The following is a 22,649-nucleotide window of genomic DNA, read 5'->3' on the forward strand; positions in this document are numbered from 1 at the left end:
ACACCACCGCGGCGACAGTGCGGACTACTCCACCCCGATGAGCAGCAGCGCGGCCTCCTGGCCGCCGTGGTAGACGACGGTGTCGACCTCGGGCCGCTGCCGGCGGGCGTGGGCGACGAGGTCCTCGGCGAGGTGCCCGGGGGCGTCGGCGCCGAGGACGAGGGTGACGAGTTCGCCGCCGGCGGCGAGCATCCGGTCGAGCAGCGTGCCGGCGGTCTCGGCGGTGTCGGTGCCGATGACGGCGACGTCGCCGTCGATCAGGCCGAGCACGTCGCCGGCCTGGCAGACGCCCGCCATCGTCCAGGACTCGCCCTCGGCGACGGCGAGTTCGGCATGCCGGGTGGCGCCGGCCGCGGAGGTCATGGCGACGACGTCCTCGTCGAAGCGGCGGCCGGGGTCGTGCACGGCGAGGGCGGCGAGCCCCTGCACCGGGGAGCGGGTGGGCAGGACGGCGATCCGCAGGCCCTCCTCGCGCAGCTGGTCGGCGGCGGCCCCGGCGGCGGCGCGCAGCTCGGGGTCGTTGAGCAGCACGATGACCTCGCGGGCGGCGCAGCGCCGGACGGCGTCGGCGAGTTCGGCGCTGACCGGCGGGCGGTCCGGGTCGGCGTGCAGCACGGCGGAGCCGGCCTGTTCGCAGAGGTCGGCGAGGCCGTGGCCGCTGACGACGCTGAGCACGGCGCGGGCGGGTGCGGAGGTCTCGGGGCTGCTGCCGGTCGCGCCCGCCCGGGCGGCGGCCTCGGCGAAGTGGGTGATCCGGATCCGGTAGGGCCGGCCGGCCTCGACGCCGGCCTCGACGGCCGCTCCGGCGTCGTCGACGTGCACGTGGACGTTCCACAGGCCGTCGCCGCCGCCGACGACCAGGGAGTCGCCGAGGGCGGCGAGCCGGGTGCGCAGCGCGGGCATGGCCTCCTCGTCGGCGTCCAGCAGGTAGATGACCTCGAAGGCGGGGTGGCCGGGCAGCCGGGCGTGGCCCTCGCAGCTGTCGTGGGGGACGGGGACGGGCCGGAAGGTCTCGTGGCGCAGGGCCATCGGGCCCATCGGGGTGTGGCCGAGGACGGTGTCGGCGAGCGCGCCGAGGACGGCGACCAGGCCGCGGCCGCCGGCGTCGACCACGCCGGCCTCGGCGAGGACGTCGAGCTGCTCGGGGGTGTGCTGGAGGGCGGTGCGGGCGGCGGCGCAGGCGGTGCGGGCGGTGTCGGCGAGGCTGCCGTCCTCGGCGGCGGCGGCGGCCCGGGCGGCCTCGGCGGCGACGGTGAGCAGGGTGCCCTCGACCGGGTCGGCGACGGCCTGGTAGGCGGCCTCGGCGGCGCGCGGCAGGGCGCGGCGCAGGGCGGTGGCGTCGCCGCCGCCGGCCAGGCCCTCGGCGAGGCCGCGCAGCCACTGGGCGAGGATCACGCCGGAGTTCCCGCGGGCTCCGATGAGGGCGCCGCGGGCCATCGCGGCGGTGACCGGGCCGAGGCCGTCACCGGCGGCGGCCGGGTCGTCCGGGGCGGCCTCGGCCGCCTCGGTGGCGGCCTCGACGGTGAGGTAGAGGTTGGTGCCGGTGTCGCCGTCCGGGACGGGGTAGACGTTGAGCGCGTCGATCTCCTCCCGGGCCTGGCCGAGGGCGGTCAGCGCCAGGCGGCACCAGGTGCGGACGGCCGTGGCGTCGAGCGTGTCCAGCACCAGGTCTCCTCCGGGTGAACGCCACGGGAACGCGGACCGGCGCGCTGGCGGCCGGCGGCGGTGGCTGTGGGGCGATGCTGGCAGGTTATCGGGGCCGGGCGGGGGCGTCGCGGCCGGGAGCGTCCGGCGCCCGCGTGCCGACCGGGCGCGATCATCGGCGCCGACATGGTAGTTTCGTACCTCGGGAGCAGGCGATGTATGCTCTTCCGGTTGCCTGGAACAACCCGGGCTCACCCCTTGATCCGATTCGCTCCACGTGCGTGGTGCCGGTGGGTTCAGCCGGGGTTTTCGAACGTAACTGATCTGAAGTCTTGGAGTGACTCCTGTGGCTGCCAACTGCGACGTCTGCGGCAAGGGGCCGGGCTTCGGCAACAGCATCTCCCACTCGCACCGCCGTACCCCCCGTCGTTGGAACCCCAACATTCAGACGGTGCGCGCTGTGATTGGGCGGACGCCGAAGCGGCTCAACGTCTGCACCTCGTGCATCAAGGCCGGTAAGGTCTCGCGCTGACGCGCAGACCGGTACGCCGGTCCTCCGGACAGCCGATCCACCCTCGGGTGGGTCGGCTTTCCTGCGTTTCCTGCCGCTAGTGCCGGTGTCGCCCTGTCCTGCCCGGCCGGGCGGATCCGCGGGGGCCGGTGCCGGCCCCCGCGTGCGTTCCGGGGTCAGCCGCGGATGCGCCAGGCGTGGTCGACCGGGCCGATCCCGGCGCCGAGCGCGAAGCCGGCCGCGATCGCGCCGGTGACGTACTCCTTGGCGGCGCCGACGGCCTCGGGCATGGCGCTGCCCTTGGCGAGTTCGGCGGCGATCGCGCTGGCCAGGGTGCAGCCGGTGCCGTGGGTGTGCCGGTTGTCGTAGCGGGGCGCGCGGTACCAGTGGCGCTCGCCGTCGGCGCCGGCCAGCAGGTCGACGGCCTCGCCGGCCAGGTGGCCGCCCTTGATCAGGGCCCAGCGCGGGCCGAGGGCGAGCACGGCATCGGCGGCGGCGGGCAGGTCCTTCTCGTCCTCGACGACCACCCCGGTGAGCTGCGCCACCTCGTGCAGGTTGGGGGTGGCGAGGGTGGCGACCGGCAGCAGGCGCTCGCGGACGGTGGCGACGGCCTCGGCGGCGAGCAGCGCGTCCCCGTGCTTGGAGACGCCGACCGGGTCGACCACGACCGGCGCGCGGACGCCGGCGAGCAACTCGGAGACGGTCTCGACCAGCTCGACCGAGGCGAGCATGCCGGTCTTCACCGCCTGGACGCCGATGTCGTCGACCACGCTGCGGAACTGTGCCCGGACGGCCTCCGCGGGCAGCTCCCAGTAGCCCTGGACGCCCAGCGAGTTCTGCGCGGTGACGGCGGTGATCACGCTCATGCCGTGCACGCCGAGTGCGAGCATCGCCTTGAGGTCGGCCTGGATGCCGGCGCCGCCGCCGCTGTCCGACCCGGCCACGGTGAGTACGCGGGGCGGGGCGGCGGAGCCGGCGGCGGGCAGCGGGGACGGATCAGTCGAAGCCATGCCCGACAACCTACCGGGGCGGCTCAGAGCACCGCCTCCGACTCCAGCCAGCGGTCCTCGGGCACCGTCTTCAGCTCGCGGACGCCGTCGGCGATGGGTAGCAGCTCCACCTCGGTGCCGCGCAGCGCGGTGAAGTGCCCGAAGGCGCCCTTGTGGACGGCCTCGACGGCGTGCCAGCCGAACCGGGTGGCGAGCGCCCGGTCCCGCGCGGTCGGGCAGCCGCCGCGCTGGGTGTGGCCGAGGATCACCGGCCGGGCCTCGGTGCCGAGGATCCCCTCCAGCTCGCGGGCCAGCTTGTTGCCGATCCCGCCGAAGGTCTGGTGGCCGTACTGGTCGAGGCCGCCGTGGTCGAAGCGGAGCGTGCCGGGTGCCGGCCTGGCGCCCTCGGCGACGGCGATGATGGCGAACTTCTTGCCGCGCCGGAACCGCTCCTCGACCATCCGCGCGACGGCCTCGATGTCGAAGGGCTTCTCCGGGATGAGGATGCCGTGCGCGCCGCCGGCCATGCCCGCGGTGAGGGTGATCCAGCCGGTGTGCCGTCCCATCAGCTCCACCACCATCACCCGCTGGTGCGACTCGGCGGTGGTCTTCAGCCGGTCGATCGCCTCGGTGGCGACGTGCACGGCGGTGTCGAAGCCGAAGGTGACGTCGGTGGCGTCGATGTCGTTGTCGATGGTCTTGGGCACGCCGACCACGGGCAGCCCGGCGTCGCTGAACATGCCGGCGGCGGTCAGCGTGCCCTCGCCGCCGATGGCGATCAGGGCGTCGATGTCGAGGTGTGCCGCGAGCTCCCGGCACTCCCGGACGGCCCGTTCGATCCGGTCCCGGTGGACGCGGGCGGAGCCGAGGATGGTGCCGCCGAGGGTGAGCAGACCGGTCACGTCGTCGTGCGAGACCGGCCGGGCCCGGCCCTCGATCAGGCCGAGGAAGCCGTCCTCGATGCCGAGGATCTCGTCGCCGTGCACATCGGTGCCGCGATGCACGATCGAGCGGATGACCGCGTTGAGGCCGGGGCAGTCGCCGCCGCTGGTGAGGACGCCGATACGCATGGTGGCCTGGTCTCCCTGGGGCGGGCGGCCCCGAGTCGGTACGGTCCGGGCCGGTCGGCGCCGGGCGGCCGGGCCGGACGGGTCGGCCGCCCCGGCACCACCGAAAGACTACGCGCAGCAACCCGTCCGGACGGCCCCACCGCGCCCGGCCCTCAGTCACCCGTTCGGGGTCACTCGGCCGCGAAGTGGTCCCAGCCGCCGACCCGTTCCCAGGGGGCGCCGTCCACGGTCACCCGGCCGGAGCGGCCGGGGCGGCCGGCGCGCACGACCTCGCCGACCACCCGCCAGCGGGCGGGCAGCTGCACGCTCTTGGGGAAGGTCGCCACGATGGCGTGGTCCTCGCCGCCGGAGAGCACCCACAGCAGCGGGTCGACGCCCACCGCCTGCCCGATGTCGGCCATCTGCGCGGGGACGTCGAAGTCGGCGGCACGCAGGTCGATGTCCACCCCGCTGGCGGCTGCCACGTGCCCGAGGTCGGCCACCAGGCCGTCGCTGACGTCGACCATCGAGGTGGCGCCGAGGTCGGCCGCGGCCGGGCCGGCGTGGTACGGCGGTTCGGGGCGGCGGTGCGCCTCGACGAACGCCCGCGGCGAGCGGAAGCCGCGCTGGAGGACGGTGAGCCCGGCCGCGGACCAGCCCAGCCAGCCGGCGACGGCGACGACGTCGCCGACCTGCGCGCCGGAGCGCAGCACCGGGCGGCGGCCCTGCAGGTCGCCGAGGGCCGTGATGGCGAGGGTGACCGCGTCGCCGCGCACCACGTCGCCGCCGACGACGGCGGCGCCGGCCACCGTGCACTCGTCGCGCAGCCCGTCCATCAGCTCGGTGGCCCAGGTGGCGGGCAGGTCGGCCGGGGCGACGAAACCCAGCAGGATGGCGGTGGGCACGGCCCCCATCGCGGCCACGTCGGCGAGGTTCTGCGCGGCCGACTTGCGGCCCACGTCGTAGGCGGTGGACCAGTCCCGGCGGAAGTGCCGGCCCTCGATCAGCACGTCGGTGGTGGCCACCACCCGGCCGTCGGGGGCCTTCACCACGGCCGCGTCGTCCCCGGGGCCGAGGTCGACGGCCGGTGTCGGCGTGAGCCGGGCGGTGAGCTCCCTGATGAGTCCGAACTCGCCGAGCTCGCCCACGGTCCCCTGCATCTGCCGTCCTCTCAACTCGACTGGAGCGGTCGTCGCGCCCCCCGCGCGCAGCGTACGCCCTCGGGGCGTGCAGAAGTCTCCCCTCCCCGGGGAGGGGCGCGGTAGCGTGGTGATCAGACTGCGGCCAGCCCACCCCTCAGCCGCCTGGAGGTCTCCCGTGGTACAGGCGTACATCCTGATCCAGACCGAGGTGGGCAAGGCCACCGCGGTCGCCGAGTCCATCGCGAAGATCCAAGGCGTCGTCCAGGCCGAGGACGTCACCGGCCCGTACGACGTGATCGTGCGCGCCGAGGCCGAGTCCATCGACGACCTGGGCCGGCTGGTGGTCGCCCAGGTGCAGCAGATCGACGGCATCACGCGCACGCTGACCTGTCCGGTGGTCCGCCTGTAGGCGCGGCTACCATCGGCGGGTGGCCTCCTCCCGTCCCCTCGCCTCGCTGCCCGCCCCCGTCCGCTGGCTCGCGCCGCCCGCGGCGCTGCTGGGGTGCGTCCTGCTGCTGGCCGGCAACGGCGGCGGTGACGAGGTCGCGCCGCCGGCGCCGCAGGGCGCCGCGGCGGGCTACTGCGCGGCGCTCGACCGGGCGCTGCCGCAGACCGTGCAGGGGCACGCCCGTCGGGACCCGTCCCCCGCGTCGCCGTACACCGCGGCCTGGGCGAGCTCCCCGCGCACGGTGCTGCGCTGCGGCGTCGAGCGCCCCTCGTACCTCGACGACGACCCGCTGGGGACGGCCCCCGAGGTGAACGGGGTGCAGTGGGGGCTCTCCCCCGACGGCAAGGGCGGGTACCGCTTCGTCACCACGCTGCGCAAGGCGTACGTCGAGGTGCTGGTGCCCAAGGGCGCCTTCCCGAACTACGCGGACCCGCTGCCGGTGATCTCCGACGCGGTGAAGGCCGCGGTCCCCGAGGGTCTCTGAGAGGCCGGACCGGGCACGCCGAGGGGCGCGGGGCCGGACCGCACGGGCCGGCTCCCACGCCCCGGGAGGGTGTTACCGCAGGCCGGTGGAGCGGCGCAGCGCGGCCTGCAGCAGACGGTCGATCAGCTCCGGGTAGGGCACCCCGCTGGCCTCCCACATCTTCGGGTAGGCCGAGATGGGGGTGAAGCCGGGCATGGTGTTGATCTCGTTGACGATCCAGCTGCCGTCGTCCAGCAGGAAGAAGTCGACCCGGGCGAGGCCCTCGCAGCCGAGCGCCTCGAAGGCCGCGACGGCCTGGCGGCGGATCTCGGCGGTCTCCTCGGCGGTGAGCTTCGCCGGGATCTCGACGTCCGAGGAGTCGATGTACTTGGCCTCGAAGTCGTAGAACTCGAAGTCGCCGCCGACGAGGATCTCGGCGGGCACGCTGGCGCGCGGCCCGTCCTCGAACTCCAGGACGGCGCACTCGATCTCGCGGCCCTCGACGCCCCGCTCGACGATGACCTTGGGGTCGTGGCTGCGGGCCTGCTCGATCGCGGCGTCGAGGTCGGCGAGGTCCTTGACCTTGCTGATGCCGATGGACGAGCCGGCCCGGCAGGGCTTCACGAACAGCGGCAGGCCGAGCGCGGCGATCCGCTCGCGGGCGGCGGCGCGGCCCTCCTCGGTCTCCCACTCGCGCGGGCGGACGACCGTCCAGTCGCCGACGCCGATGCCGTGCGAGGCCAGCACGCGCTTGGTGAACTCCTTGTCCATGCCGACCGCGCTGGCCAGCACGCCGGAGCCGACGAAGGGCACCCCGGAGAGCTCCAACAGGCCCTGCAGCGTGCCGTCCTCGCCCCACGGGCCGTGCAGCAGCGGCAGCACCACGTCGACCTCGCCGAGCGCCTTCGGGGTGCTCCCGGGCTCGCTGAGGACGACCTCGCGGCTGCCCGGTGACACCGGCAGCGCGACCTGGCCCTCGACGTTCTCGGCGACCTGGGAGACGTCGGGCAGCTCGCCGTCGGTGATGGCCATCCGGGACGGCTCGTCGCCGACCAGTGCCCAGCGGCCCTCGTGGGTGATGCCGATGGGCAGCACCTCGTACTTGCTCCGGTCGATCGCCTTGAGCACGCTGCCGGCCGTGACGACCGAGATCGCGTGCTCGGAGCTGCGGCCGCCGAAGACGATCGCGACCCGGGCCTTGGCACCGGGCTGGTTCGGGGAGGTCTGTTCGATGCTCATATCGGACGTGAGACTACCGTGCGAAACCCGCGGTTCCGGTCACCGTCGCTCCGGCTTCGCCGAGCGCGCCATGAGTCCGGCGAGCACCTCCTGGGTGGGGCGGCCGTTGTGCACCACGTCCACCACGGCCTGCACGAGCGGCATGTCGACGCCGTTGCGCCGGGCCAGGTCGAGCACCGACTCGCAGGACTTCACGCCCTCCGCGGTCTGCTTGGTAGCCGCGACCGTCTCCTCCAGGGTCATGCCCCGGCCGAGGTTCATGCCGAAGGTGTTGTTGCGTGACAGCGGCGAGGAGCAGGTGGCGACCAGGTCGCCCATGCCGGCGAGGCCCGCGAAGGTGTGCGCGTCCGCGCCGAGCGCGAGGCCGAGCCGGGTCGTCTCGGCGAGGCCCCGGGTGATCAGGGTGGCCTTGGTGTTGTCGCCCAGGCCCATGCCGGCGGCCATGCCGACGGCCAGGCCGATGACGTTCTTCACCGCGCCGCCGAGCTCGCAGCCGACCACGTCGGTGTTGGTGTAGGGCCGGAAGTAGGGGGTGTGACAGGCCTTCTGGAAGCGCTGGGCGACCGCCTCGTCGGTGCAGGCGACCACGCTGGCCGCGGGCTGCCGGCGGGCGATCTCCATCGCCAGGTTGGGGCCGGAGACCACCGCGACGCGCTCCGGGCCGACCCCGGCGACCTCCCGGATGACCTCGCTCATCCGCTCGGCGGTGCCGAGTTCGATGCCCTTCATCAGGCTGACCAGGACGGTCTGCGGCTCGATCAGCGGCGCCCAGCCGGCCAGGTTGGCGCGCAGCGTCTGCGAGGGCACCGCGAGCACCGCGAAGTCGGCGCCGGCGAGGGCCTCGGCGGCGTCGGTGGTGGCCCGCACCGCGTCCGGCAGGCGGATGCCCGGCAGGTAGTCCGGGTTCTCGTGGGTGCGGTCGATCGTCTCGACGAGCTCCTTGCGGCGCCCCCAGAGCACGACCTCGCAGCCGGCGTCGGCGAGCACCATCGCGAAGGCGGTGCCCCAGGAACCGGTGCCGAAGACGGCGCAGCGGGTCACTCGGCACCGCCCTTGCGGGCCCGGTCGCCCTTGGCGGCCGCGGCGGCGGCGCGCTCGCGGGCGGCCTTGCGCATGTCGTAGCGCTCGGCCGGGGCCTGCTCGCCGCGGATCCCCTCCAGGACGGCGGTGATGGCCGCCATGATGTCCGCGGTGGCGTCCCTGAGCACCTGGGCGGTGAGCTCCTGGCCCTGGTACTTGCTCAGGTCGACCGGCGGGCCGGCGGCGACCCTCACCGTGTGCCGCGGGAAGAGGTGGTACTTGCCCTTACCGCCGCGGCCGTACGGCGGGATGATCTCGTGGGCGCCCCAGTGGGCGACCGGGATCACCGGCGCGCCGGTCATCAGCGCGACGCGGGCGGCGCCGCTCTTGCCGGTCATCGGCCACAGGTCCGGATCCCGGGTGAGCGTGCCCTCCGGATAGAACTGCACGCACTGGCCGCCGTTGATGGCGTCGATGGCGGCGCGGAACGCCTCGGCGGCGTCGGTGGACTCCCGGAACACCGGGATCTGGCCGGTCTTGCGCAGCATGAAGCCGATGAACGGCACCGAGAACAGCTGGGACTTGCCGAGTATCCGCGGCGGGCGGCCGCTGTTGTACTGCCAGTGCGCGTAGAAAACCGGGTCGATGACCGAGTTGTGGTTGACGGCCGCGATGAAGCCGCCCTCCTTCGGCAGGTTCTCCCAGCCGCTCCATTCGGTCTTCGCCAGCGCGTTGGTCACCGGCTTCACGAGGACCGCCGCGAAGCGGTACCAGATCCCGTAGTCGGCGTTGCCGAACCTGGCGTACGAGCGGCGGGCCACCCAGCTCCTCCTCATCCGGTGCGGCACGTGGGGTGCCGCGGTCCTCGATCGCCGCCCGGTGTGCCCGGTCGGGGCCTCGGCGCGGGACCCCGTGCGCCGTTTCGCTGCCGCGCACCGACGGGGGTGTGACCTGCTGCTCTCCACCGGCCGGACGGCCGGGAGGGCCCGGGGCGCCGACCAGTCTCACCCGTGGGCGGACCGGCTGTCGAGCAGCCGCCCTGGGCAGGCCCCGGGGGAGTGACCAAACGCACGCGAATCGCGGCCGCTGGCCCGGGCCCGGGAGCCGACGCCACAATGGCGCCGATGACCGAGGACACCGTACGCCCCGCCGGCGGTCCGCCGCTGCCACCGGCCCGCGCCCTGTGGTCGCTGGTGCTGCCGGTGAAGCCGCCCGCAGTGGCCAAGAGCCGGCTGGAGCCGTTCGCCGGGCCGCACCGGCCGCGGCTGGCACTGGCCTTCGCGCTGGACACCGTCCGGGCCGCACTGGCCTGCCAGGCGGTGGCCCGGGTACTGGTGGTGACCCGGGACGCCGGTGCTGCCGCGCAACTCGCTCGCCTCGGCGCGCTCGTGGTGCCGGACGAGCCCGGCGGCGGCCTCAACGCCGCCCTGGCGCACGGCGCCGCGCGCGCCGCAGCGCTCGCGCCGCACGCCCCGGTGGCCGCGCTCTCCGCCGACCTGCCGGCCCTGCGGCCGGCCGAACTCGCCCGTGTGCTGGCCGCGGTGCCGCCCGGCGGCCGGGCCTTCCTCGCGGACGCACCGGGCCTCGGCACCACGCTGCTGGCCGCACCGCGCGGGACGGAGCTGCGGCCCGCCTTCGGGGACGGCTCGCGGCTGCGGCACGCCCTGGGCGGGGCACGGGAGCTGGAGTTGGAGGACGTCGCCTCGGTGCGGCGGGACGTGGACACCGGGGCGGATCTGCGCGAGGCGCTGGCCCTCGGTGTGGGGCCGCGGACGGCCGCCGCGGCGGCCGCGCTGGTGTGACCGCTCGCTATGCTGTCGACCATGCAGGCCACCGCGTTCACCTTCGACCCCGGCACCCGGGCTGGCTCCGTGCTGCTCGACGACGGCACGCAGGTGCCCTTCGACGCCGCGGCCTTCGACGCCGGCGGCCTCAGGCTGCTGCGGCCCGGCCAGCGGGTGCGGATCCGCACCGAGGGCGAGGGTGCCGGGCGCCGGGTGGTCTTCGTGACGCTGCAGACCTTTCCCGACCCGGGCGCCGAGGGCTGACGGCCCCTGCCGGAACTCCCGCCGGAACACCCCGCCGGGGTCCCCGCACGGGAGAAGCACCCGCACGCGAAAGAAAAGAGCTGCGCCGGCCCGCTTCCGGAATCCCGGATCTGCGGGCCGCCGCAGCTCTCGCCGTGGTCTGACCGGCCGTCGCCCGAAGGGCCGACAGAGCCTACTTGGCGGCGGTCTTGCGCGCGGTGGTCTTGCGCGTCGTGGTCTTCTTCGCCGGGGCGGTCTTCTTGGCCGTCGCGGTGGTCTTCTTGGCGGCGGCGGCGGTGGTCTTCTTGGCTGCCGCGGCCGCGGTCTTCGCGGGAGCCGCCTTCTTGGCCGTCGCGGTGGTCTTCTTCGCCGCCGCGGTGGTCTTGGCCGGAGCCGCCTTCTTGGCCGTCGCGGTGGTCTTCTTGGCCGCCGCGGTGGTGCGGGTGGTGGTGGTCTTCTTCGCGGCCGTCTTCTTGGTGGCCGCGGCTGCGGTGCCGGCGGCGGCCGCGACGCGCTTGGTGGCAGCGCGCTTGGCGGCGGCCGTGGTGGCACCGCTCTTGCCCGGGGTGAGCGAGCCCTTGGGGGCCTTCTTGACCGAGGGGCCTTCCTTCGGCAGCTTCTTGGAGCCGCTGACGAGGTCCTTGAAGCCCTGGCCGGGGCGGAAACGCGGGACCGAGGTCTTCTTGACCTTGACGCGCTCACCGGTCTGCGGGTTGCGGGCGAAGCGCGCGGAGCGCTCCACCTTCTCGAAGGTGCCGAAGCCGGTGACCGAGACGCGGTCACCTGCCACGACGGCACGCACCATGGTGTCGAGCACTGCGTCGACGGCCTCTGCGGCAGCCTTGCGACCGCCCAGCTGCTCGGCCACCGCTTCGACAAGCTGAGCCTTGTTCACGTCTTCCCCTTCGGAAACGGGCGCCGGATGATGAATCCATCCGTTCATTTCGCACGTTAGGTATGTATCTGCGGACTTTCAATTACCAAACGCGTGAATCACCCTAGTGTCGCAATGGATTTGCGCGTTCGCGACCTCAGCCGAGCGGTGGGCGCCCCGCGTCGAGGTCCTGCACAAAGCGACTCAACCGCCGGGCCGCCCCCGGGAGATCGCGCTTGGCGGTCTCCGTGACGATCAGCAGTTGACGGGTGAGAGCGGTCTTTGCTTCCGCTGACACGTTCAGCGCAGATACGCGAGCGTGGGCTTGCTTCAACCGCTCGGCCACAAGCGCGTAGAGCGCTGCGACTTCCGGGTCGTCCGGTTCCTCAGCAGGTGAGGACTGGTCGTCCGTCCGGCCGTCAATTCGACCGCCGGCTGCACCGCCGTCCGCCTCCGGGTGCGCGGGATCGCCGCCCGCGTACGGAGGTTCGTCGTGCCGGTGCATGCAACGATTGTGCCATCTGTTGTGATGTGCCCTGCGCAAGGGGGCTCTTGGGCAAATGCCGGGCCCTGTTCCGAGTGGGTGTCAGACCCGAACTCGGACTCGAACTCCGGCCCGTCCGGACGGCGGCGGCGAAGGGCTCCGGAGCCCGAACGGCGGATGGCCCGCCCCCCCGAGGGGAGGCGGGCCATCCGGCGTACGCGGGAGATGTCGGCGGTCAGGCCACCGGCAGCGTGCGCGGCTTGAACGAGGGGCGGGTCGCCTCGAAGGCGGCGATGTCGGCCTCGTTCTGCAGCGTGATGCTGATGTCGTCCAGCCCGTTCAGCAGGCGCCAGCGGACGTTGTCGTCGAGCTCGAAGGAGGCCGTGACGCCCTCCGCGCGGACCTCCCGGGCCTCCAGGTCGACGGTGATCTCGGCGGTCGGGTCGGCCTCGACGAGCTCCCAGAGCCGCTCGACGGTCTCCTGCGGGAGGACGACCGTCAGCAGGCCGTTCTTCAGCGAGTTGCCGCGGAAGATGTCGGCGAAGCGGGAGGAGATCACCGCCTGGAAGCCGTAGTTCTGCAGCGCCCAGACGGCGTGCTCGCGGGACGAGCCGGTGCCGAACTCCGGGCCGGCCACCAGCACGCTGGCGCCCTGCCGCTCCGGGCGGTTGAGGACGAAGGACTCGTCCTTGCGCCAGGCCTCGAACAGGCCGTCCTCGAAGCCCGATCGGGTGACCTTCTTCAGCCAGTGCGCCGGGATGATCTGGTCGGTGTCCACGTTGGAGCGGCGCAGCGGGACGGCGCGGCCGGTGTGGGTGGTGAACTTCTCCATGGCTCAGGCCTCCACGGCGACGGGGTCGGACAGGTCTGCGGGCGAGGCCAGCCGGCCCAGTACGGCGGTCGCGGCGGCGACCTGCGGCGACACCAGGTGGGTGCGGCCGCCCTTGCCCTGGCGGCCCTCGAAGTTGCGGTTCGAGGTCGAGGCGCAGCGCTCTCCCGGGGCCAGCTGGTCCGGGTTCATGCCGAGGCACATCGAGCAGCCCGCGTGGCGCCATTCGGCACCGGCCGCGGTGAAGACCTTGTCCAGGCCCTCCTCGACGGCCTGCAGGGCGACCCGGACCGAGCCGGGGACGACCAGCATCCGCACGCCGTCGGCGACCTGGCGGCCGTCGAGGATGTCGGCGGCGGCGCGCAGGTCCTCGATCCGGCCGTTGGTGCAGGAGCCGACGAAGACGGCGTCGACGGAGACCTCGCGCAGCGGGGTGCCGGCCTCCAGGCCCATGTACTTCAGGGCGTTCTCGGCGGCGATGCGCTCCTGCGGGTCCTCGAAGGAGGCCGGGTCCGGCACGTTGGCGCCGAGCGGGGCGCCCTGGCCCGGGTTGGTGCCCCAGGTGACGAACGGGGTCAGCGAGTTGGCGTCGATGAAGACCTCGGCGTCGAAGACCGCGTCCTCGTCGGTGGCGAGGGTGCGCCAGTACGCGACGGCGGCGTCCCAGTCCTCGCCCTGCGGGGCGTGCGGGCGGCCTTCGAGGTACGCGAAGGTGGTGTCGTCGGGGGCGATCATGCCGGCCCGGGCGCCCGCTTCGATGGACATGTTGCAGATGGTCATCCGGGCCTCCATGGAGAGGCTGCGGATGGCGGAGCCGCGGTACTCCAGGACGTAGCCCTGGCCGCCACCGGTGCCGATCTTGGTGATGATGGCCAGGATCAGGTCCTTGGCGGTGACGCCGTCGGGGAGTTCGCCCTCGACGGTGATGGCCATGGTCTTGAACGGGGCCAGCGGCAGCGTCTGGGTGGCCAGCACGTGCTCGACCTGGCTGGTGCCGATGCCGAACGCCAGCGCGCCGAAGGCGCCGTGGGTGGAGGTGTGGGAGTCGCCGCAGACCACGGTCGTACCGGGCTGGGTCAGGCCGAGCTGCGGGCCGACCACGTGCACGACGCCCTGCTCGACGTCGCCCAGCGAGTGGATGCGCACGCCGAACTCGGCGGCGTTCTTGCGCAGCGTCTCCAGCTGGATCTTGGAGACGGGGTCGGCGATCGGCTTGTCGATGTCCAGGGTCGGGGTGTTGTGGTCCTCGGTCGCGATCGTCAGATCGGTCCGGCGGACCTTGCGGCCGGCCAGCCGGAGACCGTCGAAGGCCTGCGGGCTGGTGACCTCGTGCAGCAGGTGCAGGTCGATGAAGAGGAGGTCGGGCTCGCCCTCGGCGCGCCGGACGACGTGGTCGTCCCAGACCTTCTCTGCGAGTGTCCGTCCCATCGCTTTCCCTCCAGCCGGCCGCATTGCCGGCCTTCTCGTGTCGTCGGGGTCTGTTCCCGAGCCGCCCTGGTGAGGCTCGCTGCGGAGTCGCGACCTGCACGCCGGATCGTCTGTCCAGGATGTGGACGCTTTGGTGAGGGTCCATCCTGGGTGTCTCCCGGGCTGCTGCCTCAAGAGTGGCGCTTTTCTCGGAAGATTGAACTTGCGTCTCGCCCACTGAGACTGCAGTATCGAGACATGGACAACACTAGCGGCGTCGGCGTTCTCGACAAGGCCGCTCTGGTGCTGAGCGCACTGGAGTCGGGCCCCGCCACGTTGGCGGGGCTGGTCGCCGCCACCGGTCTGGCGCGGCCCACGGCCCACCGACTCGCCGTCGCACTCGAACACCACCGCCTGGTCACCAGGGACATGCAGGGCCGGTTCATCCTCGGCCCCCGACTCGCCGAGCTCTCCGCCGCGGCGGGCGAGGACCGCCTCCTCGCCACCGCCGGGCCGGTGCTCACGCACCTGCGCGACGTCACCGGCGAGAGCGCCCAGCTGTACCGCCGCCAGGGCGAGATGCGCATCTGCGTCGCCGCCGCCGAGCGGCTCTCCGGTCTGCGGGACACCGTTCCGGTCGGCTCCACCCTGCCGATGAAGGCCGGCTCCGCCGCCCAGGTCCTGCTGGCCTGGGAGGAGCCGGAGCGCCTGCACCGCGGCCTGCAGGGCGCCCGCTTCACCGCGACGGCGCTCAGCGGCGTGCGGCGCCGCGGCTGGGCCCAGTCGATCGGCGAGCGCGAGCCTGGTGTCGCGTCCGTCTCCGCGCCCGTCCGCGGCCCCTCCAACCGCGTCGTGGCCGCCGTCTCGGTGTCCGGCCCGATCGAGCGACTGACCCGCCACCCGGGCCGGCTGCACGCCCAGGCGATCATCGAGGCGGCCAACCGCCTCACCGAGGCGCTCCGCCGCGGCTGAGCGGCACACAGCCGAAAAGGGCCCGCTCCGCACATCGCGGAGCGGGCCCTTTTCGGCTGGCGACGGAAAATGCCGACTGGAAACGGAAAACGCCGGGAGGATCCGGAAAAACAAAAAAGCCCCGGTCACCCGGAGCTTATTGGCTGGGGTACCAGGACTCGAACCTAGACTAAATGAACCAGAATCACTCGTGCTGCCAATTACACCATACCCCAAAAGTACCCCCGACCGGATTCGAACCGGCGCTACCGCCTTGAGAGGGCGGCGTGCTAGGCCGCTACACAACGGGGGCCCGCACCACCGAGGTGGCGCTGAGTACCCCCGACCGGATTCGAACCGGCGCTACCGCCTTGAGAGGGCGGCGTGCTAGGCCGCTACACAACGGGGGCATACTCATTCACTGTGCAATTTTCGAAGAAACTGCGTACCCCCGACCGGATTCGAACCGGCGCTACCGCCTTGAGAGGGCGGCGTGCTAGGCCGCTACACAACGGGGGCTTGCACTACTGCTGTACTGCGCTGGGGTACCAGGACTCGAACCTAGACTAACTGAACCAGAATCAGTCGTGCTGCCAATTACACCATACCCCACCAGAGTTCAACCCCTGCGGGGCCTTCCTCGGTGTCTCGCGCCTCCCTGCCCGGGCGGCGCAGAAAGAACATTACCCGACGCCAGGCCCGGCTCCAAAATCGATAACCGCAGGCAGGGTGCCGGGCGCCTGCGGCCCTGGTCAGCGCACCGGGGCCGCAGGCGGGCGGGGCGGCCTCAGGAGGCCGGCACGGCCTCCAGAGCGGCCGTCAAGCGACGCAGCGTCTCGGGGCGGCCCAGCAGCTCCATCGACTCGAACAGCGGCGGGGAGACCCGCCGGCCGGTCACGGCGACCCGCAGCGGGGTGAAGGCGAACTTCGGCTTGATCCCGAGGCCGTCCACCAGCGCCTCGCGCAGCGCGGCCTGGATCGCGTCCGGGGTGAAGTCCGCCAGCTCCGCCAGGGCCTTGACCGAGGCCTCCAGCACCGGGCGGGCGTCGGCGCCGAGCGCCTTGGCGGCGTCGTCCGGGTCGACGGCGAAGTCCGCCGGGTCGACGAAGAGGAAGCCGGCCATGGACACGATCTCGCCGAGGACGACCATCCGCTCCTGGGTGAGCGGGGCGACCTTCGCCAGCAGGTCGAGCTGGTGCGCGGTGGGCTCGGCCGGCAGCAGGCCGGCCCCCTGCAGGTACGGCACCAGTCGGGCGACGAAGTCCGCCGGGTCGAGGGCGCGCAGGTGCTCGGCGTTGATCGCCTCGGCCTTCTTCAGGTCGAAGCGGGCCGGGTTGGCGTTGACGTCGGCGATGTCGAAGGCCTCGACCATCTCCGCCATGGAGAAGCGGTCCCGGTCCTCGGCGAGTGACCAGCCCAGCAGCGCCAGGTAGTTGAGCAGCCCCTCGGGCAGGAAGCCGCGCTCGCGGTAGAGGTTGAGCGAGGCCTGCGGGTCGCGCTTGGAGAGCTTCTTGTTGCCCTCGCCCATCACGTACGGCAGGTGGCCGAAGCGCGGGGTGGCGCCGCTGCCGACGCCGATGTCGGCGAGCGCCGCGTAGAGGGCGATCTGGCGCGGCGTCGAGGAGAGCAGGTCCTCGCCGCGCAGCACGTGGGTGATGCCCATCAGGGCGTCGTCGACCGGGTTGACCAGGGTGTAGAGCGGGGCGCCGTTGGCCCGGACGATGCCGTAGTCGGGCACGTCCTTGGGGTCGAAGACGATCTGGCCGCGCACCAGGTCGTCGAAGGCGAGCGGGGTGTCCGGCATCCGGAAGCGGAGGATCGGCGTGCGGCCCTCCAGCCGGTACACGGCGATCTGGTCCTCGGTCAGCTCCCGGCAGTGGCCGTCGTAGCCGGACGGCTTCCCGGCGGCGCGGGCGGCCTCGCGTCGGGAGTCGAGCTCCTCGGTGGAGCAGTAGCAGTGGTAGGCGTGGCCGCCCTCGTGCAGCCTGCGCGCCACGTCGGCGTAGACGTCCATCCGCTGCGACTGCCGGTAGGGCGCGTGCGGGCCGCCGACCTCCGGGCCCTCGTCCCAGTCGAAGCCCAGCCAGCGCATCGCGCCGAGCAGCTGGTTGTAGGAGTCCTCGGAGTCGCGGGCCGCGTCGGTGTCCTCGATCCGGAAGACCAGGGTGCCGCCGTGGTGGCGGGCGAAGGCCCAGTTGAAGAGGGCGGTGCGGACCAGCCCGACGTGCGGGTTGCCGGTCGGGGACGGGCAGAAGCGGACCCGGATGTCCGGGCCCGAGGCGGAGTCAGCCACGCTTGATCACCTTGTTGGCGAGAGTGCCGATGCCTTCGACGGAGACGGCGACCTCGTCGCCGACGGCCAGGGGACCGACGCCCGCGGGGGTGCCGGTCAGGACGACGTCGCCCGGCAGGAGCGTCATCGCCTCGGAGATGTGCGCGATCAGTTCGGGGATCGAACGCACCATCAGGGAGGTGCGGCCGGTCTGCCGCAGCTCGCCGTTGACGGTGCAGGTGATCGCCAGGTCCGACGGGTCCAGCTCGGTCTCGATCCACGGACCGAGCGGGCAGGAGGTGTCGAAGCCCTTGGCGCGGGCCCACTGGCCCTCGCGCTGCTGGACGTCGCGCGCGGTGACGTCGTTGGCGCAGGTGTAGCCGAAGATCACCTCGGGCACGCGGTCCACCGGGACCTCTCGGCACATCCGGCCGATCACCACGGCCAGCTCCGCCTCGTGCTGCACGTCCGAGGAGAACGGCGGGTAGGCGATGGCCTCGGTCGGGCCGACGACCGCGGTGGAGGGCTTGAAGAAGGTCAGCGGGACGTCCGGGACCTCGTTGCCGAGCTCCGCGGCGTGCGCAGCGTAGTTGCGGCCGACCGCGACGATCTTGTTGGGCAGCATCGGCGCCAGCAGCCGGACGTCCTGCATCCGGTAGCTCTCGCCGGTGAGCTGCGGCGGCCCGAAGGGGTGGCCGGCCAGCGCGTGCACCACCAGGGAATCAGGTTGGGCGGCATCGCCCTCGACGACGCCGAAGGAGACGCTGCCCGCGGCAGGACTCCCTTCCCGGACGGAAAACCTGGCGATACGCACCCTGCAGCCTCTCGGTCGGTGACCTGCTCGATCATTCCCAGGCTATCGCGCAGGGCGCCGCCGGCCCGGTGGGCGCGGGGCCGCGGGGCGCCCGGGGCGCGCGAAGGGGCGCCGACCGCGGCGGTCGGCGCCCCTTTTCGCGTGCGCGTTCTCGAGTGCGCGTCTTCGACTGCGTGCGCGCTCAGTCCTGCGACGGGCGCGGCGCGGGCGCCACCATCAGCTGGGTGCGGCGCGGGTTGGCGGTGCTGCCGGGCAGCTCGGAGGTGTACTCACGCGGCTGCTGGGAGGCGACCGCGCCGGGGAGCTGGGCGAAGTCCTCGACGGAGGCCAGCGTGGTCCGACGCGGGTTGGCCGTGGCCCGGTTGTCGAGCGTGGACATCGGGGCCTTCGTCGGCTGGGACATGGGCGGGACACCTTGGTTTCACGAGGGGACTTTTGGAGGGGTGCGGGCCCGGGAAGGCTCTCCGCGGCCCCGCCCAGGGTAAGGATCTCCTGTCATAGGAGCCGTGACCAAAGCTACACATTAACCTGTGACTTTGGTCACAATTGCCAAGCCGGTGGCGACTTTTTGGGCATTCGGGACGCTTCGTGAATTCCGACATAGCACCCATTTCGGACATTGGTTGCACATGTCCGGGCTCCGGCCAGTCGGCCGAAGGGTGCTGCGTGTCCGAAAAGAGCCGTATTACCAGCGCGTAACCGCACAGACCGTGAGAGCCTGCGCGCGGTCGGTAGCTCAGGACACCGAGTCATAACGGCCCTTGTTGGACTTCTCGCGCTGTGCTGGAATGCCACGGAAAAACTCGACACCGTCCCCCTCCGCGCCAGCGGGGAGGGGCGCCCGGTCCAGAGGTTGCGACGCCAGTGCAGGGACGTTTCAAGAGGGGCAGCGGCGCCGCGGGTGACCCGGAGTCGCGCGAGCCAGTGGCCGGCCCACACCAGGCAGTGCCCACCGCAGGCCAGGCCGACAGGCCGGCCGGCGGCACCGCCGAGCCGGCCGACGACACGATCACGGACGGCCACGACACGGACGGAAGGCAATCCGGCCGGTCGCGGCTGCGCAGCACGCTCAACTACCGCCGGGCGACCGGCCTCAACAGATTCGCGCTGCGCAACTGGCGCATCCGTACGCGCCTGATCGCGCTGCTGCTGCTCCCCGTGATGGTCGCGCTCGTCCTCGGCGGCCTGCGTGTGCAGACCTCGATGGAGAACTCCCGCCAGCTCGCCCAGATGACCGACCTCGCGGACCTGGCCCGTCGGGCGACCGCGCTGGCCGACGCCCTGGAGACCGAGCGCGACATCAGCGCCGGCCCGCTGACGGCCAAGCCGAACGAGCGGCAGGACCCGGACGTCCAGGACGCGCAGAAGAACACCGACCAGCTGAGCAAGGCCTTCGCCACCAGTGCCGACAAGTTCGACGAGCTCGACCTCGCCGGTGGAAAGGCGCTGCTGCTGCAGGTCCGCAAGGACCTCAACCAGCTGTCGGAGGCGCGCGGCTCCGCGTACACCAACATCGACAACATTCAGGCCACCGTCCTGAACTACGACGTGATCATCAAGGGTCTCATCGGTATCACCGAGGAGATCGCGATCGCGTCGAACTCGACCGAGCTGATCAAGATCACCCGGGCGCTCAGCCAGTTCGCGCTGTCCAAGGAGAACGCGTCCATGCAGCGCGCGCTGATCTCCGCCGCGCTGGCCCGCCCCGGCAAGGCCGACCTCTCCCCCTCGGACGAGACCTTCGGCATCCGCCTCCAGGTCTCCGAGGAGAGCGCGCTCGCGAACTTCACCGCCATCTACGGTGACGAAGAGGCCCGCAAGAAGCGCTCCAGCCTGAGCTTCAACCAGACGATCGCGGACACCGACCGGTACACCCAGCAGGTGCTGAACACCAACGGCATCCGGCAGACCGACCCGCGCACCTACACCGACTGGTACGACGCCGCCAGCGTCAAGATCAACGCCGAGCAGCGGATCGAGACCCAGCTGCTCGAGGACCTCGACGGCAAGGCCCAGAAGCTGCAGTCCGACGCCGACACCGAGGCGCTGGTCAACGCCGCGCTGATCGCCGTCGTCCTCATCGTCGCCATCGCCGGCGCCGCGATCGTGGCCCGCTCGATGGTGCGCTCGCTGACCCGTCTGCAGACCGCGGCCGAGGACGTCGCCGAGCGGCGACTGCCCGAGCTGGTCAAGACCCTCTCCGAGAGCGACCCGCACGACGTCGACGTAACCGTCGAACCCGTCGGCGTCGACTCGGCGGACGAGATCGGCCACGTGGCCTCTGCGTTCGACATGGTGCACCGCGAGGCCGTCCGCCTCGCCGCCGAGCAGGCCCTGCTGCGAGGCAACATCAACGCGATGTTCACCAACCTGTCGCGCCGCAGCCAGGGCCTCATCCAGCGCCAGCTGTCGCTCATCTCCGAGCTGGAGAGCCGCGAGGCCGACCCGGACCAGCTGGCCAGCCTCTTCAAGCTGGACCACCTGGCGACCCGTATGCGCCGCAACGGTGAGAACCTCCTCGTCCTCGCCGGTGAGGACCCGGGCCGCCGCTGGACCCGCCCCGTCCCGCTGGTCGACGTGCTCCGCGCCGCCGCCTCCGAGGTGGAGCAGTACGAGCGCATCGAACTCGCCGCGGTGCCGTCGACCGAGGTCGCCGGCCGCGTCGTCAACGACCTCGTCCACCTCCTCGCCGAGCTGCTCGAGAACGCGACCTCGTTCTCCAGCCCGCAGACCCGTGTCCGGGTCACCGGCCACGCGCTGCCCGACGGCCGCGTGCTGGTCGAGATCCACGACACCGGCATCGGCCTGAGCCCGGACGACCTCGCGGACATCAACGAGCGCCTCGCGAGCCCGCCCACCGTCGACGTCTCCGTCTCCCGCCGCATGGGCCTCTTCGTGGTCGGCCGCCTGTCCCTGCGACACGGCATCCGCATCCAGCTGCGCCCCAGCGACTCCGGCGGCACCACCGCGCTCGTCATGCTCCCGGTGGACGTCACCAACTCCGCCGGCCGCCCCGGCCAGCGTCCCGGTGGCGGTGCCCAGGCCGGCAAGTCCGGCCGCGGCCTCGGCCCGACCCCGCGCCAGCAGGGCCGTGCCAGTGCCGCCGAGGCGCTCGCCGGCCGGGCCGCCGCCGCGCTCGGCCAGGCCCCGGCCGGTGCTCCGGCCCGTCCGCAGCTCGGCCAGGGCCCGCAGGGCGGTGCGCCCCAGCAGCCGCAGGGCGGCCGTCCGGGCGGCGGCCTGCCGACCCGCGAGGTCGGCCAGGCGCTCCACGAGAGCCCCGCGCCCCAGCAGAACCAGCCCCAGCAGGGCCAGCAGGCCCCGCAGGGTCTGCTGGGCCAGGCCCGGCGGGTGCCGGGCGCGTCCGGTGCCCCCGGCGTCCAGGGCGGCCCCGGTGGTCCGGGTGCCCAGGGCGGCCTGCCGCGCCGCGGCCCGGGCCCGGAGCAGGGCCCCGGCGGCCGTGCCCCGATGCCCGAGCGTCCGCGCCCGGAGTCCGGCCGGCCCGGCCAGGGCGGCCGGCCGGCCGCTCCCGGTCCGCAGGGCCAGCAGCGCCCGCAGGCGCCGCTGCCGCAGGCCGGCCCGGCCGAGCCGAACGCGGTCGAGTCCACGGTGCAGTTCGGCCGGCCGCGCTTCGAGGCCAGCGACATCGACCCGCGCGACCCGCTGGGCCTCGGCCTGGTGGAGCCGGTGCTGCCGGACCCGTCGCAGCAGCCCGGCGGCCAGCCGTTCGGGCAGCAGGTGCCGCAGCAGCAGCCCCAGCAGCAGCCGATGGCGCTGCCGACCGGCCCCGGCCGGGAGGACACCCAGCAGTGGTTCCGCCCGGAGGACGGCGGCCACTCCTCGCAGCAGCAGGCCCGCCCGCGCCCGCAGCAGTACCAGCCGCAGCGTCCCGGCACCACGGCGCCGGAGCCCCCGCAGCAGCAGGCCCCGCAGGCTCCGCGCCAGCAGCAGGCCCCGCAGGGTCCCCGTCAGCAGCAGCGCCCGCAGGCGCCGCAGCAGCCGGCCGGCCCGCAGCGTCCGGGCCCGCAGCGTCCGAGCCCGCAGGGCGCGCCGCAGCGGCCCGGTCCGCAGGATGAGCCGCGCCTCCGCGAGGCCCCGGACGCCCCGTGGCGTCCGTCGGCCAACGACGAGCGCTGGCGCCGTGCCGAGCAGGTGCGCGAGCCCTCGACCAGCGGTCTGACCACTTCGGGTCTGCCGCGCCGTACCCCGCAGGCCAACCTGGTCTCCGGCACCGCCGAGTCGGCGCCGCTGACCGGCCCGCAGGTCTCGCGCAGCCCGGAGGAGGTGCGCGGCCGGCTCACCAACCTGCGCCGCGGCATCCAGCAGGGCCGCCAGGCAGGTCAGGGCCAGAACACCTCCGGCCGCCAGCAGCAGGGCTTCGACGGCTTCGGCCAGAACCACCAGGAGCGTTGAGTTGAGTCAGATGAGCCAGGCCGCACAGAACCTGAACTGGCTGATCACCAATTTCGTGGACAACACCCCCGGGGTG

Annotated in this window: 21 protein-coding genes, 5 tRNA genes and 1 pseudogene; 8 read left to right on the plus strand and 19 right to left on the minus strand. The window is 73.1% G+C overall.

Going from position 1 to position 22,649, the window contains the following annotated elements:
- Positions 1-24: 24 nt before the first annotated feature.
- The gene (locus AB0P35_RS23955; RefSeq protein ID WP_363513944.1) at positions 25-1,665 is read right to left on the minus strand and encodes a DAK2 domain-containing protein; all 1,641 of its coding nucleotides are present in this window, start codon (positions 1,663-1,665) and stop codon (positions 25-27) included.
- 325 nt (positions 1,666-1,990) lie between these two features.
- Between AB0P35_RS23955 and rpmB the strand changes: the two genes are divergently transcribed.
- Positions 1,991-2,176 carry a 50S ribosomal protein L28 gene (gene rpmB / locus AB0P35_RS23960; protein ID WP_014138233.1) on the plus strand — a complete coding sequence of 62 codons (186 nt, stop codon included), beginning with the start codon at positions 1,991-1,993 and terminating at the stop codon, positions 2,174-2,176.
- A 155-nt stretch (positions 2,177-2,331) separates the two neighbouring features.
- On the opposite strand, the gene thiD is transcribed toward rpmB, so the two are convergent.
- From thiD to AB0P35_RS23975, 3 genes are all read right to left on the minus strand, one after another.
- Positions 2,332-3,165 (minus strand): bifunctional hydroxymethylpyrimidine kinase/phosphomethylpyrimidine kinase, encoded by an 834-nt coding sequence (gene thiD, locus AB0P35_RS23965; protein WP_363513947.1) that lies wholly within the window; start codon positions 3,163-3,165, stop codon positions 2,332-2,334.
- A gap of 23 nt (positions 3,166-3,188) precedes the next feature.
- A complete protein-coding gene (locus AB0P35_RS23970) occupies positions 3,189-4,214 on the minus strand; it encodes an ATP-dependent 6-phosphofructokinase (protein WP_363513950.1) in 1,026 nt (341 codons plus the stop codon).
- Between the two features lie 170 nt (positions 4,215-4,384).
- Complete coding sequence (locus tag AB0P35_RS23975) at positions 4,385-5,353, minus strand: thiamine-phosphate kinase (protein WP_363513953.1); 969 nt, start codon at positions 5,351-5,353, stop codon at positions 4,385-4,387.
- 157 nt (positions 5,354-5,510) lie between these two features.
- On the opposite strand from AB0P35_RS23975, the gene AB0P35_RS23980 reads away from it, so the two are divergent.
- Together AB0P35_RS23980 and AB0P35_RS23985 are read left to right on the plus strand one after the other, a co-directional pair.
- Positions 5,511-5,744 (plus strand): Lrp/AsnC ligand binding domain-containing protein, encoded by a 234-nt coding sequence (locus tag AB0P35_RS23980; RefSeq protein WP_095873040.1) that lies wholly within the window; start codon positions 5,511-5,513, stop codon positions 5,742-5,744.
- A 19-nt stretch (positions 5,745-5,763) separates the two neighbouring features.
- Complete coding sequence (locus AB0P35_RS23985; RefSeq protein ID WP_363513957.1) at positions 5,764-6,267, plus strand: DUF3515 domain-containing protein; 504 nt, start codon at positions 5,764-5,766, stop codon at positions 6,265-6,267.
- 72 nt (positions 6,268-6,339) lie between these two features.
- On the opposite strand, the gene AB0P35_RS23990 is transcribed toward AB0P35_RS23985, so the two are convergent.
- The 3 genes from AB0P35_RS23990 to AB0P35_RS24000 are packed head-to-tail and all read right to left on the minus strand — an operon-like array spanning position 6,340 to position 9,326.
- Positions 6,340-7,485 (minus strand): D-alanine--D-alanine ligase family protein, encoded by a 1,146-nt coding sequence (locus AB0P35_RS23990; RefSeq protein WP_363513960.1) that lies wholly within the window; start codon positions 7,483-7,485, stop codon positions 6,340-6,342.
- Between the two features lie 39 nt (positions 7,486-7,524).
- Positions 7,525-8,526, minus strand: a complete 1,002-nt coding sequence (locus AB0P35_RS23995) for an NAD(P)H-dependent glycerol-3-phosphate dehydrogenase (RefSeq protein WP_363513963.1) — start codon at positions 8,524-8,526, stop codon at positions 7,525-7,527.
- Positions 8,523-9,326, minus strand: a complete 804-nt coding sequence (locus tag AB0P35_RS24000) for a lysophospholipid acyltransferase family protein (RefSeq protein ID WP_363513966.1) — start codon at positions 9,324-9,326, stop codon at positions 8,523-8,525. The genes AB0P35_RS23995 and AB0P35_RS24000 overlap by 4 nt, the downstream gene beginning before the upstream one ends.
- Before the next feature lie 303 nt (positions 9,327-9,629).
- Between AB0P35_RS24000 and cofC the strand changes: the two genes are divergently transcribed.
- On the plus strand, positions 9,630-10,307 hold the full coding sequence (cofC, locus tag AB0P35_RS24005; RefSeq protein WP_363513969.1) for a 2-phospho-L-lactate guanylyltransferase: 678 nt from the start codon (positions 9,630-9,632) through the stop codon (positions 10,305-10,307).
- A gap of 21 nt (positions 10,308-10,328) precedes the next feature.
- Positions 10,329-10,553 (plus strand): hypothetical protein, encoded by a 225-nt coding sequence (locus AB0P35_RS24010; protein WP_095875429.1) that lies wholly within the window; start codon positions 10,329-10,331, stop codon positions 10,551-10,553.
- Positions 10,554-10,725: 172 nt separating this feature from the next.
- On the opposite strand, the gene AB0P35_RS24015 is transcribed toward AB0P35_RS24010, so the two are convergent.
- The 4 genes from AB0P35_RS24015 to leuC form a co-directional block, all read right to left on the minus strand.
- Positions 10,726-11,427 carry an HU family DNA-binding protein gene (locus AB0P35_RS24015; protein WP_363513973.1) on the minus strand — a complete coding sequence of 234 codons (702 nt, stop codon included), beginning with the start codon at positions 11,425-11,427 and terminating at the stop codon, positions 10,726-10,728.
- Between the two features lie 136 nt (positions 11,428-11,563).
- The gene (locus AB0P35_RS24020) at positions 11,564-11,752 is read right to left on the minus strand and encodes a hypothetical protein (protein ID WP_078661527.1); all 189 of its coding nucleotides are present in this window, start codon (positions 11,750-11,752) and stop codon (positions 11,564-11,566) included.
- Positions 11,753-12,125: 373 nt separating this feature from the next.
- Positions 12,126-12,722 carry a 3-isopropylmalate dehydratase small subunit gene (gene leuD, locus AB0P35_RS24025; protein WP_363513976.1) on the minus strand — a complete coding sequence of 199 codons (597 nt, stop codon included), beginning with the start codon at positions 12,720-12,722 and terminating at the stop codon, positions 12,126-12,128.
- 3 nt (positions 12,723-12,725) lie between these two features.
- Positions 12,726-14,147 carry a 3-isopropylmalate dehydratase large subunit gene (gene leuC / locus AB0P35_RS24030; protein ID WP_095873045.1) on the minus strand — a complete coding sequence of 474 codons (1,422 nt, stop codon included), beginning with the start codon at positions 14,145-14,147 and terminating at the stop codon, positions 12,726-12,728.
- Between the two features lie 237 nt (positions 14,148-14,384).
- On the opposite strand from leuC, the gene ndgR reads away from it, so the two are divergent.
- Positions 14,385-15,098, plus strand: a complete 714-nt coding sequence (ndgR, locus tag AB0P35_RS24035) for an IclR family transcriptional regulator NdgR (protein WP_030275730.1) — start codon at positions 14,385-14,387, stop codon at positions 15,096-15,098.
- Positions 15,099-15,238: 140 nt separating this feature from the next.
- On the opposite strand, the gene AB0P35_RS24040 is transcribed toward ndgR, so the two are convergent.
- From AB0P35_RS24040 to AB0P35_RS24075, 8 genes are all read right to left on the minus strand, one after another.
- A tRNA-Gln gene (locus AB0P35_RS24040) sits at positions 15,239-15,313 on the minus strand.
- Positions 15,314-15,317: 4 nt separating this feature from the next.
- Positions 15,318-15,390 (minus strand) — tRNA-Glu (locus AB0P35_RS24045).
- Between the two features lie 24 nt (positions 15,391-15,414).
- Positions 15,415-15,487 (minus strand) — tRNA-Glu (locus tag AB0P35_RS24050).
- A 36-nt stretch (positions 15,488-15,523) separates the two neighbouring features.
- Positions 15,524-15,596 (minus strand) — tRNA-Glu (locus AB0P35_RS24055).
- Positions 15,597-15,617: 21 nt separating this feature from the next.
- Positions 15,618-15,689: transfer RNA gene (locus AB0P35_RS24060), tRNA-Gln, on the minus strand.
- Positions 15,690-15,864: 175 nt separating this feature from the next.
- Positions 15,865-17,370 carry a glutamate--tRNA ligase gene (gltX, locus tag AB0P35_RS24065; RefSeq protein WP_363513980.1) on the minus strand — a complete coding sequence of 502 codons (1,506 nt, stop codon included), beginning with the start codon at positions 17,368-17,370 and terminating at the stop codon, positions 15,865-15,867.
- On the minus strand, positions 17,363-18,163 hold the full coding sequence (locus AB0P35_RS24070) for a fumarylacetoacetate hydrolase family protein (RefSeq protein WP_095873047.1): 801 nt from the start codon (positions 18,161-18,163) through the stop codon (positions 17,363-17,365). The genes gltX and AB0P35_RS24070 overlap by 8 nt, the downstream gene beginning before the upstream one ends.
- A 181-nt stretch (positions 18,164-18,344) precedes the next feature.
- Complete coding sequence (locus tag AB0P35_RS24075; RefSeq protein WP_363513983.1) at positions 18,345-18,566, minus strand: hypothetical protein; 222 nt, start codon at positions 18,564-18,566, stop codon at positions 18,345-18,347.
- A 542-nt stretch (positions 18,567-19,108) separates the two neighbouring features.
- On the opposite strand from AB0P35_RS24075, the gene AB0P35_RS24080 reads away from it, so the two are divergent.
- Together AB0P35_RS24080 and AB0P35_RS24085 are read left to right on the plus strand one after the other, a co-directional pair.
- Complete coding sequence (locus AB0P35_RS24080; protein ID WP_363513986.1) at positions 19,109-22,573, plus strand: nitrate- and nitrite sensing domain-containing protein; 3,465 nt, start codon at positions 19,109-19,111, stop codon at positions 22,571-22,573.
- Between the two features lie 10 nt (positions 22,574-22,583).
- A pseudogene (locus tag AB0P35_RS24085) lies at positions 22,584-22,649 on the plus strand (roadblock/LC7 domain-containing protein); the annotation flags it as partial.

Origin of the sequence: Kitasatospora sp. NPDC085879 (assembly GCF_040686255.1) — a bacterium.
Lineage (GTDB): Bacteria > Actinomycetota > Actinomycetes > Streptomycetales > Streptomycetaceae > Kitasatospora.